The 11,593-nt window shown below is 58.3% G+C and carries 9 protein-coding genes; 5 read left to right on the top strand and 4 right to left on the bottom strand.

What is annotated here, in order from left to right; translation table 11 throughout:
* Nucleotides 1-23: 23 nt before the first annotated feature.
* From HFP51_RS10470 to HFP51_RS10455, 4 genes are all read left to right on the top strand, one after another.
* Nucleotides 24-185, top strand: a complete 162-nt coding sequence (locus tag HFP51_RS10470; RefSeq protein WP_176875670.1) for a DUF2093 domain-containing protein — start codon at nt 24-26, stop codon at nt 183-185.
* Nucleotides 182-1,087, top strand: coding sequence for a M23 family metallopeptidase (locus tag HFP51_RS10465; RefSeq protein WP_255454636.1), 906 nt, complete (start codon nt 182-184; stop codon nt 1,085-1,087). The genes HFP51_RS10470 and HFP51_RS10465 overlap by 4 nt, the downstream gene beginning before the upstream one ends.
* 294 nt (nt 1,088-1,381) lie before the next feature.
* Entirely contained in the window at nt 1,382-4,282 is a 2,901-nt protein-coding gene (locus HFP51_RS10460) for a TonB-dependent siderophore receptor (protein WP_176875669.1), read from the top strand.
* A gap of 139 nt (nt 4,283-4,421) precedes the next feature.
* Nucleotides 4,422-5,924: a putative 2OG-Fe(II) oxygenase gene (locus HFP51_RS10455; RefSeq protein ID WP_176875668.1), complete on the top strand. Its 1,503-nt coding sequence runs from the start codon at nt 4,422-4,424 to the stop codon at nt 5,922-5,924.
* On the opposite strand, the gene HFP51_RS10450 is transcribed toward HFP51_RS10455, so the two are convergent.
* Complete coding sequence (locus tag HFP51_RS10450; RefSeq protein WP_176875667.1) at nt 5,917-6,942, bottom strand: hypothetical protein; 1,026 nt, start codon at nt 6,940-6,942, stop codon at nt 5,917-5,919. The two genes, HFP51_RS10455 and HFP51_RS10450, sit on opposite strands and share 8 nt — an antisense overlap.
* A 175-nt stretch (nt 6,943-7,117) precedes the next feature.
* Here HFP51_RS10450 and HFP51_RS10445 point away from each other — a divergent pair, with 175 nt between their 5' ends.
* Nucleotides 7,118-7,399 (top strand): hypothetical protein, encoded by a 282-nt coding sequence (locus HFP51_RS10445; RefSeq protein WP_176875666.1) that lies wholly within the window; start codon nt 7,118-7,120, stop codon nt 7,397-7,399.
* Between the two features lie 28 nt (nt 7,400-7,427).
* Here the strand turns inward: HFP51_RS10445 and HFP51_RS10440 are convergent, their stop codons facing one another.
* From HFP51_RS10440 to clpB, 3 genes are all read right to left on the bottom strand, one after another.
* Nucleotides 7,428-7,985: a hypothetical protein gene (locus HFP51_RS10440; RefSeq protein WP_176875665.1), complete on the bottom strand. Its 558-nt coding sequence runs from the start codon at nt 7,983-7,985 to the stop codon at nt 7,428-7,430.
* An 88-nt stretch (nt 7,986-8,073) separates the two neighbouring features.
* Nucleotides 8,074-8,943, bottom strand: coding sequence for a class I SAM-dependent methyltransferase (locus HFP51_RS10435; RefSeq protein ID WP_176875664.1), 870 nt, complete (start codon nt 8,941-8,943; stop codon nt 8,074-8,076).
* A gap of 10 nt (nt 8,944-8,953) precedes the next feature.
* Nucleotides 8,954-11,533, bottom strand: coding sequence for an ATP-dependent chaperone ClpB (gene clpB / locus HFP51_RS10430; RefSeq protein WP_176875663.1), 2,580 nt, complete (start codon nt 11,531-11,533; stop codon nt 8,954-8,956).
* Nucleotides 11,534-11,593: the final 60 nt, after the last annotated feature.

Here is an 11,593-nt window from a genome sequence, read left to right as displayed (position 1 = left end):
GCAAAGTGGCCAAGCTTTACTATATGGCCAATAATTTCCGGATGATTGCTCCGGGCGATCACGTGCTGTGCGCGGTAAGCGGCCAGGCTATTCTACTCGACGATCTTCGCTATTGGAGCGTTGAGCGACAGGAAGCCTACGCCACTGCCGATATTTCGGTTCGTGCGTTTGAGGACGCAGAATGAGGCGAATAGCGCTCGGTGCGGCGCTGGTGATCGCAGCCGCAGCCATGGCCTGTTCAACCGGCGACGCGTCGGTGGCGCAGTCAGATGCTGCTGAGGCGCCGGCCATGGCCGAGCAAACGGTGCCAACGGCGCGCCGCGATTTCGTCTTTGATGGTATTTTCAGGCAAGGCGGCATTGTGCGGGGCCAGGTTCCAACCGGGACACAACGGCTTAGTCTGAATGACACGGACATCCCAATCGCCGACGATGGCAGCTTCGTGATTGGCTTTGGACGCGATCATGGAGCGGCCGCGACATTGACTGCCTATTCCCAGTCCGGCGCAGAACAGGTTCGCACCTTAAGTATTGCGAGTACGGACTGGCGGATTGAGCGCGTCAACGCATCGCGGCGTGGTGGCCGCTCTTCGGCCGAGTTTCAGCGTCGTCGCGCACCTGAGATTTCGCAAATTGTTGCGGCTCGCGAGATACGCTCGGATATCAACGGCTGGCGGCAGGATTTCATGTGGCCAGTGACCGGACGGATCAGTGGGGTTTTTGGTTCCCAGCGTATCTATCGCGGCGAGCCGGGCTCCTACCATTCTGGCGTCGATATCGCGCGGCCTTCAGGCACCCCCATAGTAGCGCCAGCCGATGGGGTCGTCGTTCTGGCGACGGAAACACCGTTTTCGCTCGAAGGGTATCTTCTCATAATTGACCATGGGATGGGCCTTAACAGCGCATTCCTTCATCTTTCCCGGATTGACGTGACTCTGGGCCAGGTTGTGGAGCGTGGGCAGCGCATTGCTGCTATCGGATCCAGCGGCCGTGCTACGGGTCCGCATCTCCATTGGGGAATGAAGTGGGAAAACCAACGAATCGACCCGCGATTCCTGGCAGGACCAATGCCAGTTTCGGGCTCTTAAGACCGCAAACACGGTCAATTTTCCGGTAACCAACCAACCACTGTACCGGGCAAACAAGCGCCGTTTGCCGCGAGTTACGGCTGCATGGGCGCAAACTGTTGCATTTTGGCGACATATCCCCGCGAACCCGTTCTGAGAGCTGAACCTTTGCTTTACAGGTCGCCAATCTCCATGCAGTGACGCTCTCAAGCCTATGGATGAGCTGCGTGTGCCGCATGCTCGGACCAATCCAGAAGGGCTAGAATTTAGGCCGCAATCTTGCGGTATCTAACTCCAGAATAAGGGGCTGGAAACGTGACCAAGACTTCCAAATTTACACAACTGAAGACGGGTGCTGCACCTGTCGTGCTCGGCATCGCCATGATGTCGACGCCTGCGTTCGCGCAGGACAGCGATGAGCTGGCGGCTGCAAGCAGCAACCAGCCGGCAATCATCGTTACGGGTACTCGTATTTCGAACCCGAACCTTGAACAGTCGAGCCCGATCCAGGTCGTTGGCCAGGACGAAATGGATTTTCGTCAGGCAACCAACGCTGAAGAGCTGATCGGTGAACTGCCGGGTATCGCACCGGGCACGAACAGCTCGGTCAACAACGGTTCGAACGGTACGGCTTCGCTGAACCTTCGTAACCTGGGTACCGGCCGTAACCTGATCCTTCTCGACGGTACGCGTCTCGTACCTTCGACGATCGGTTCGCGGACTGACTTGAACATCATCCCGGTTGCTCTTGTTGAGCGGGTTGAAGTCATCACCGGTGGTGCTTCTTCGGTGTATGGTGCTGACGCCATCTCGGGTGTTGCCAACTTCGTTCTGCGTCGTGACTTTGAAGGTCTCGAAGCTGCAATGAGCTACGGCATCAACGAGCGCGGTGACGGCGAGCGTATTCGCACGGACCTTACGCTGGGTGCCAATTTCGACGATGGTCGCGGTAACGCAATCCTGTCGATCGGCTATCAGGAAGTTGACGATGTGCTCCAGGGCAGTCGACTGATCTCCCAGGGCGCCAAGTTCGGCGGCAACGTATTCGGTTCGGGTACGACGGTTCCGACACGCTTCAACGGCCTGCAGATTGCACCGGGTGGAGCTGGTGGACTGGTTCCGCAGTACAACACGTTCAACTACGCACCGTTCAACTATTTCCAGACGCCGCTTGAGCGTTGGAACATCTTCGGTTCTGCGCGTTATGAAGTAACGCCGGGTATCGAAGTGTACACGCGTGGCATGTTCACGAACTCGACCGTTAACCTGCAGCTCGCACCTTCGGGCCTGTTCGGTGATCCGTTCGCACTGCCGCTGAACAACCCGTTCCTCAATGACCAGCAGGTCCAGGACATCTGCGCCAGCTTTGCTGTGCCGATCCCTGTAGCGACCTGTACGGCAGCTCGGAATGCTGCGGATCCGACGGATCCGAACTTCCTGGCACCGGACGTCATCATCAACCGTCGTTTGGTTGAGCAGGGTCCACGTCAGACTGCTAACGTCACCAACCAGTTCCAGCTTTGGGCCGGTGTGCGTGGTGATCTCAGCCCGACGCTCTCCTATGATGTCTATGCAACATACGGTGAATCACAGCGTACCAATACGCGGACGAACTGGGGTCTGAAATCGCGCGTTGAGCAGGCGCTCAATGCAACGAGCCCGACGACCTGTTTCGACGCTTCGAACGGCTGTTTCCCGATCAACCTGAGTGGCCTTGGCGCCGCTGGCACGAATATCGATCCGCGCTCGGTTGCGTTCTTCAACCAGCCGTCCGGCTTCACGGACTCGACGTCGCTGCTGCAGGTCAACGCTTCGCTGAACGGTACGTTCGGTGAAACCGGCCTGTTCACGGAAACGCCGATCGGTTTCGCAGTTGGTGTCGAATATCGTGACTATACGGCTAGCCGTGTTGCTGACGTGTCGGCAGGTACGCAGGACGAAGTTCTGGGTACGGGTGCTCCGGCACCGACCTTCAACGGTGGCTATGACGTCATCGAAGGTTTCGCTGAAGTCATCGTGCCGATCCTGGAAGACATTCCGGGCTTCTACAGCCTGACCGCTGAAGGCGGTATTCGTGTGTCGGATTATTCCAACGCCGGTACCAACGTCACGTGGAAAGCTGGTGGTAGCTGGGAACCGTTTGAAGGCTTCCGCTTCCGCGGCATCTATCAGGTTGCAGTTCGTGCACCGAATATCGGCGAGCTGTTTGCTCCGGTTACGACCGGCCTGACGCCGCTGCCGATTGATCCGTGTGCTGGTGCTAACCCGGTTGGCAATGCAACGCTGACGGCCATCTGCGTCGCTCAGGGTGCGCCTGCTGCAACGATCGGCGTTATTCCGCAGCCTTCTGCGGCACAGATCAACGCAACGGCTGGCGGTAACGTCAATCTGGACGTTGAAGAAGCCACGTCGCTTACTCTGGGTCTTGTCGCAACGCCGCGTCAGATCCCGGGCTTGACGGTGTCGATCGACTATTTCGACATCGAGGTTACGGGCGCCATCACCACACCGAACCCGGGTGACATTCTCACCCCATGCTATGGTGCGAACAGCGATGGTAACGGCACCGATCCGGCACAGTGTGCCAATATCGGCCGTAACCCGATCAACGGTTCGTTGAACGGTGGCGGTGAGACCCTGGGTCTGATCCTGCAGCTCTCCAACCTTGGTGAGATCGTAACGAGCGGTATTGACTTCCGGGTCAACTACACGCTGCCGTTGAGCTTCGGTTCGCTGAACTGGGATCTCAATGGTACCTGGACGGACACGCTGACGTTCAATGCGAACCCAGCAAACCCGAACAACGTCACGCGTGAATGCGTCGGCTTGTTCAGCGGTAACTGTGAGCCGATCACGCCGGAATGGGCATTCAACCTGCGTACCACGCTGAGCATCGACGACCTTGTCGACGTCTCGCTGCTGTGGCGCTGGATTGATGGCGTTACGTATGAGTTCAACGACGGTATGGACGGTGGCAACGGGTTCTTGGCGGAATCTCAGGCCTTTGATGACGCATCTTACTTCGATCTGTCGGTTCGTTCGAACGTCAGCGAGAATTTCGATGTGACCTTCTCGGTCTTCAACCTACTGGACCGCGATGCGCCTGAAACCAGCTCGTTCATCGGTTCGAGCGTGTTCAACTCTGGTAACACCTATCCGACGACGTATGACGTCCTCGGTCGCCGTTATCAGGTAACGGGCCGTCTGCGCTTCTAATCGCAGACCGATCCAAGAAAACAGGGCGGCAAGGGAAACCTTGCCGCCCTTTTTCTTTTGGGGCCCGTAGGCTTGTCAGCCTCACTATTTTCTTCAAGACTAAGCGGGCGGATGGAACTGAACTAGAGATCTGAAACTGATGGCAAGCGGTATAGTAACTGGAGGCAAGGGAACCGATCCATCTGTGGTCATCCAGACTGCAATGAAGCAACGCGATGCCGGTCGCAGCGATGCCGCGATCCTTCAGGTCAAGACAGCGCTCAAGGCACATCCCGATCATCTGCGTTTGTGGCATGTATTGGGTTTGCTCTATCGCGCACAGGAAGATTCAGCTGAGGCAATGAAGGCGTTTTCGCAGGCCGTCCGCCTTGCTCCAAATGATCATAAGGTCACCCACGGGCTTGCGCGGGTAACGCTTGAAGCGGGTCGCGACGCGGTACAGCTGTTCGATCAGGCGCACGCCGTAGCGCCCTCAGATGGCAGTGTGTTGATGGGGCGCGCCGCGGCACAATCCGCGATGGGCAAAACCAATGAGGCCATCGCAGATCTTGATCGCATGCTTGGGCAAAGTCCCGCCTGGATCGAAGGGCAGGATCTATTGGCTAATCTTCGCTGGATGAATGGGCAGCGCGACAAATTTGTCGACGGTTATGAGCGCGCCCTGGCCAAGCAGCCTAAAAATATGGCCCTGTGGTTCTCGCTGATAAACCTACTAACCCAGGTCGAACAATTCGCCGAGGCCGATGCGGTTGTTCGCCGCGCTCGGCTGCATGTGCAGGACAAGCGCGCGCTCGACATCTGCGAAGCAATTTGCGCATCCGAGCTGCGCGACGATAGCCGGGCAGATCGCTTGTTCGATGCGGTCGCGCCCTATGCCGAAATGCCTTTGGCGGTTCGCTACGTACGCCATATGCTGCGCACAAACCGGCCCGAAGAAGCCGCAAAATGTGGCGAAGAGCGCGTGGGGGATCCGGACGCGAACGAAATGTGGCCCTATCTGGGTATCGCCTGGCGCATGATGGGGGACAAGCACTGGGAGTGGCTAGAACGCGACGACCGCCTGATCCAGACCTATGATATCGGCGATCGTGTCGACATGGATGCGCTTGCTGCGCATCTAAGGACGTTGCACGTTCTCAAGGCAGACATGGCCGGCCAATCCGTGCGCGGCGGCACCCAGACCGACGGCCCCTTGTTCGCGCGAGCGGACCCCGAAATCCGAAAGTTACGCGCCGCAATAGTCGAAACGGTGCAAGAGCATATGCGGTCTCTCGCGCCAATCGATCTCGATCATCCTGTCTTGCGTTATGCACCCGGCCCAGTTTCCTTCGGGGGCTCCTGGTCGGTGCGGCTTGCCGGTGAAGGACGTCATACCCATCATATTCATCCGCGTGGTTGGTGCAGTTCGGCGCTCTATGTGAGTTTACCGCCGCAAGATGAATTTGGAGAGCCGCCGGCTGGTTGGCTTGCCTTTGGCGTCCCGCCTGACGAACTCGCGATCGACCTCCCGCCCTATAAGATGGTCGAGCCGAAGGTGGGCCGGTTGGCCTTGTTTCCCTCAATCATGTGGCATGGCACGATGCCCTTTGATTCCGGCGAACGCCTGACGGTCGCATTCGACGTCCAGGCGCCACCTAGCTGAGAAGCGGCGCCGGCATTACCATCGGTGCGTTGATAGTCTGGGCGACCGTTTCTACCCAGATCGCGACCTTTTCAATCTCGTCTGCATGCGCATTTTCGGCGGACATTCGTTCTTCGCGACGGCTATCAGCATCAAAATCATCACCGAATTTCGAATGGGTTTTGAATATCGCGCTTTCGCTGATTGCTGATGCTTCCTCTGCAGATAGGTTCAGTTCGAACAGCGTCGCCACCGCCCGTAATGCGCGCGCCGGATCGGCGAGAAAGGCCTCGCTTTCGATCGTCCGTATTCTGCTCTCACCGAACTGGTCGATCAGGGTTGCGAAACGCATATTCTGGATCAGCCAGGCGAGGCCAGCGATTTGCAGGTCGGTCTGCCCAAATAGCTGTTCCTCGCTAAAGCTCAGATCCATATGGTTCGCCTTTTGCAGGCCGATAAACAGCTCGCGCCCCCAAAGACGTCCGGTGATCCCCTTGCGGGTAATCGAGTTCAAAAACACCCGCAACGGAGCGTAGAGGAACACAGCTCGACTGGCCGCGCGCATCTTGAGAATATCTTCGGCATGGCCATTCACGATACAGGACGGTTTGGCGATAACGCTCTCACCGGATTCGAAAGGTCTGGCGAGCAGGGACAGACTCGTATTGAGTACGTCCTGATACCGGTCTTGATCTGTTGTGCGGCTTTGAAATCCCACCATGTCCCGTAATAGGGTCGGCTCACTCAGGCTGGTCGCTACCCCGGGATGATGCAGGGCGCGCGCCATCAATGTCGAGCAGCAGAAACCGGAATGAAAAATGAAGTGCAACGGTGTTTGAGGTTGCTCCATCGCGCTGTAATCGCGGCGCGGTTCGATCTGCCGGGGCACGTCTGCCGTGATATATTCATCGGTTAGAAACGTCGCTTTCTCATGGAGTTGGCGCGTCAAATCGAGGAAGTGGAAGCTATCCGTCGCTTCTTCATAGCGATACGCCAGCCGAAGGGCTGTGGTGGGCGTATCTCGAATTGGTTCAACCATAGTCTCTGCGTCCATATCTCTCGAATCCGCAAAACTGTGTGGCACAGATTCTGCACATTCCCATCCCGTTACTCAGCGGCTTCTTGTTGCGCCAGCGCGCCTCGTTTGCAAATAATTTCCCGGCTGACTAAAAAGGCCGCAACCTTCCTTTTCGTGTGTTTTACGGAGTAGTGCGATGACCAAAGCAATTCCTCTCGCGGCAGTGGCCGTATTCGCAATCAGCATAGGCGCTCCGGCACCGGCATTGGCGCAAGAAGAGGCTCCCAATGCCGTTGAAGAAGAAGAAGATCCTGACCAGCGCATTCGCTGCCAGACCCGCCGGGTTACCGGTTCGAATGCCCGCCGCATCCGTACCTGCATGACGGTAGCCGAATGGCGTGAGCTGGCACGGGTCGGCAACAGGGATGCCCGCCGAGTTGTGGATGAAGCGACCCGGGATGCGCGCCAGCGCAACTAAGTCCGATCGGGCCGGAACCGGCGGTTAGTTAGCGAACGCGCGATACCGAGATAAACCCGGTTCGACCTTCTACACGGAGTCGGTAACCGCCAATTCCGCCACGCGAGATTGTCGCATTGGACCCCACTCGAATGCGACCGCGCAAGCTACTGTTGTTGCCTTCACGCCAGATCTGGCCATTCTCCAGAAGGAAAACTCTGCGTCGGGTGCCGTCGACAAATGTTTCGGCGATCGGCGATGTGACTGATTCCGGCTCTGGCGGGGCTAGGTCCGCCACATCACCGGCGCTGCCACCGCTGCTTTCAGCGCGGCGGACTTCGCGTTCGTAGCGCTCTTCGATCTGCGTACCGGATAGCCCAAAATCTTCGACCGTACGGCGTCTCCGCCGTTCCTGCCGCGCCACCTGCGCCGCATCAGCGCCGGCCAATGCAGCATCGAAACAAGCGAGCCGCGCCGGACCTTCGGTGATTGCTCCGCATTCGCGAAACGGTTCCAATGCTTCCGCATCATCTTGGGCATAGGCCGGAGCAGCTGCGAACAATGCTGCCGTTGCGGGAGCTATCAGGACGACTCGAGAAATACGCATGGCACACAACTCCGCAAATCTTGAACTGGGATGATATCGTTGGATCGCCATAATTACCGATAAACGGCCGTCTGGCTAGCCTCCCTAATCAACCGCTGCGTTTGCCGGAGACGAGCCAGGCCAGGGGAGTCGCAAGTCCCTGAATCTGAACCGGTTGCGGCGATGAACATGCGAACCCTGTGCCAAGGCTGTCGACAAAGGCTGTGGCGCCGGCCTCGTCCAGCGCCACGGACTGCAATGCGCCCAGCACGGCGAGCTCCTGGGCAAGGTTATTCTCGATCCGGTCAAACTCGCGCGCCGCATTTTTGCCGCCGAACCGCACGGTATGATCAATTGCAGCCGCAATCTCATTGACCACTGTCTGGCCGGGATGGCTGCGCGCGATCAGTGACAGAGTCTGGCTGAGCATGCCGGTATCGCTTCCGGGTTGCGCAGCTGCAGCGCGGCCCATCTGCATCGTCGAGGATCTCTCGATTGCAGCGAGAGCGGAATGCCGATTGCGATTCTGTTCGACGATCGGGCTCTCGGCATGATGGACAATGAACTGCAGGCGCGCGCCCGGCTTCGTGACCCGCGCAATCTCGGCCGCAGCCGCATCGATGTCGCTATATTCAACGCCGAATTGGCTGGTCAGCCCGTCAAACTCACCGTCCTTGAAGCGCATGTCGGCAATGTCGGTGCCGCCGATCAGCTTGATCTTCTTGGACTTTCCTTTGGGCAGGTCAGCATAGTCGACCCCAACCAATGATAGCTCACGATTGGCCCGGAGCACCGAGCGCAACACCGCGCCCGTACCGCACGCAAGATCGAGCAGTTTCGCGCCCGCCGGGAAACCGGCTGCGAAATTACCCCATAGCTGGGTCAGATGGGCGTCAACGACGGGCGGTGCGCCCGGAAGGCAACCGCCGCTTTCGCCCATTTGCGACCAATAGGCGCTCCATGCTTGTGCTTTGCTCATGGTCGGCGGCTTAGCCGAAACTCATGTCGAGTGCACCATCGCCTTCATCAACTTTTACCGTCGCGCCATCGGCAATATCACCGCGCAAAATTGCATCGGCCAATGGGTCTTGCAGATATTTCTGAACCGCTCGTTTCAGTGGCCGTGCGCCATAGACGGGATCATAGCCAACCCGGCCGAGCCATTGCCGCGCTTTCTCCGTCAGGTCGATCTGGATCTTGCGATCGTCGAGCAGTTTCTGGACGCGCGCGACCTGGATATCGACGATCGGCGCCATATGCTCCTGACTCAGGCGGTGGAAGAGGATGATCTCATCCAGCCGGTTGAGAAATTCGGGGCGGAAATGACCACGCACGGTTTCCATCACCTGCGGCTCTACTTCGTCCACCGTCTGATCATCGCCAAGCGAGGACAGATATTGGCTACCCAGATTGCTGGTCAGGATGATCAGCGTGTTGGAGAAATCGACCGTACGGCCCTGACCATCGGTCAGCCGACCATCGTCCAATACCTGTAGCAGGACGTTGAACACGTCATTATGGGCCTTCTCGACCTCATCGAAGAGGATCACCTGATAGGGTCGCCGACGAACGGCTTCAGTGAGGATGCCGCCTTCGTCATAACCGACATAGCCGGGAGGCGCGCCGATCAGGCGGGCTACCGAATGTTTCTCCATGAATTCAGACATGTCGATGCGCACCATTGCGTTCTGGTCATCGAACAGGAATTCGGCCAGCGCCTTGGTGAGCTCGGTCTTGCCGACACCCGTCGGCCCGAGGAACAGGAAGCTGCCGAGCGGCCGATTGGGATCCTGCAGCCCGGCGCGAGACCGCCGTACGGCGGTGGACACAGCATTTACCGCATCCGTCTGGCCGATAACCCGCTTGCCGATATGTTCTTCCATGGCGAGCAGTTTTTCGCGTTCGCCTTCGAGCATCTTGTCGACCTGGATGCCGGTCCAGCGTGACACGACCGAGGCGATATCCTCGCTCGTCACTTCTTCGCGCAGCATCGCGCCTTCCGTGGCTTCGCCGGCTTCTGCGAGCTTCTTTTCGAGGTCCGGGATGGTGCCATAGGAGAGCTCCCCAGCCTTGGCGAGATCACCGGCGCGTTCTGCCTGTTCCAGTGCGATGCGCGCGCTATCCAGCTCTTCTTTCAGCTTGGCTTCGGACTGGATCTTGTCGCGTTCCGCCTGCCAGCGCTGGGTGAGGCTCGATTGTTCTTCTTCGAGATTGGCGACCTCTTCTTCGATCACCGCGAGCCGATCCTTGGATGCCGAGTCACTTTCCTTGGACAGTGCTTCGCGTTCGATCTTGAGCTGAATGATACGGCGATCGAGGGTTTCGATTTCCTCGGGCTTCGATTCCACTTCCATGCGGATCCGCGACGCCGCCTCGTCCATCAGGTCGATCGCTTTGTCCGGCAGGAAACGGTCCGTGATATAGCGTTCGGACAGTGTGGCTGCCGACACGAGAGCACCATCGGTGATGCGAACCCCGTGGTGGAGTTCATATTTTTCCTTGATACCGCGCAGGATCGAGATTGTGTCCTCGACGCTCGGCTCCTCGATAAACACCGGCTGGAAGCGCCGTTGCAGCGCGGGGTCTTTCTCGACATGCTTGCTATATTCATCGAGCGTCGTCGCGCCGATGCAATGCAGCTCACCGCGCGCGAGCGCCGGTTTCAATAGGTTGGAGGCATCCATCGCGCCTTCGGATGCACCGGCGCCAACCAGCGTGTGCATCTCGTCAATGAAGAGGATGATCTCGCCATCAGCACCCTTCACTTCGTCGAGGACGCCCTTCAACCGCTCCTCAAACTCGCCGCGATATTTGGCGCCCGCAATAAGCGAACCCATGTCGAGCGAGACCAGGGTGCGATTCTTGATCCCGTCGGGAACATCGCCATTGGCAATACGCAAGGCGAGACCTTCGGCGATTGCCGTCTTGCCGACCCCGGCTTCGCCAATCAGTACCGGATTATTCTTGGTGCGCCGCGCCAGGATCTGGATCGTCCGACGAATCTCTTCGTCGCGGCCAATGATCGGATCGATCTTGCCGTCACGGGCTCGTTCGGTGAGATCGGTCGCAAATTTCTTGAGCGCGTCATAGCGATCCTCGGCGCTCGCCGTATCGGCCGTCCGGCCGCCGCGCAGCTCATTGATTGCTGTATTGAGCGCTTCAGGCTTAACGCTGGCATTGTCGAACGCATCGCCGGACGGTGTGCCCTTGGCCATGACAAGCGCCAGGAGGAGGCGCTCAACGGTTACATAGCTGTCACCCGCCTTGGTCGCGATCTGCTCGGCTGTATCGAGAATACGGACCGCATCATTTGAGAGTTGCGGCGTCTGCTGCGCGCCGCCGCCAGACACTTGTGGGACTTTCGAAAGCGCTTCGTCGATCTCGCGGATCGCGGCTTCGGCACTTCCCCCGGCGCGCGCAATCAGCCCGGCGGCCATTCCCTGCTCATCTTCGAGCAGCGCCTTGGCCAGATGTTCGGCGCGCACCTGTTGGTGGTTCAATCGAATTGCGACCGTTTGCGCAGATTGGAGAAATCCTTTGGCGCGATCGGTAAATTTCTCGAGATTCATTCGTTCATCCCTGTTCCTGTCTCGGTCCGATATAATGTTGCATAAATGCCACACAAGAGC

It is taken from the genome of Parasphingopyxis sp. CP4 (assembly GCF_013378055.1).
GTDB lineage: Bacteria > Pseudomonadota > Alphaproteobacteria > Sphingomonadales > Sphingomonadaceae > Parasphingopyxis.
This window is presented reverse-complemented; position numbering and strand designations above follow the sequence as displayed.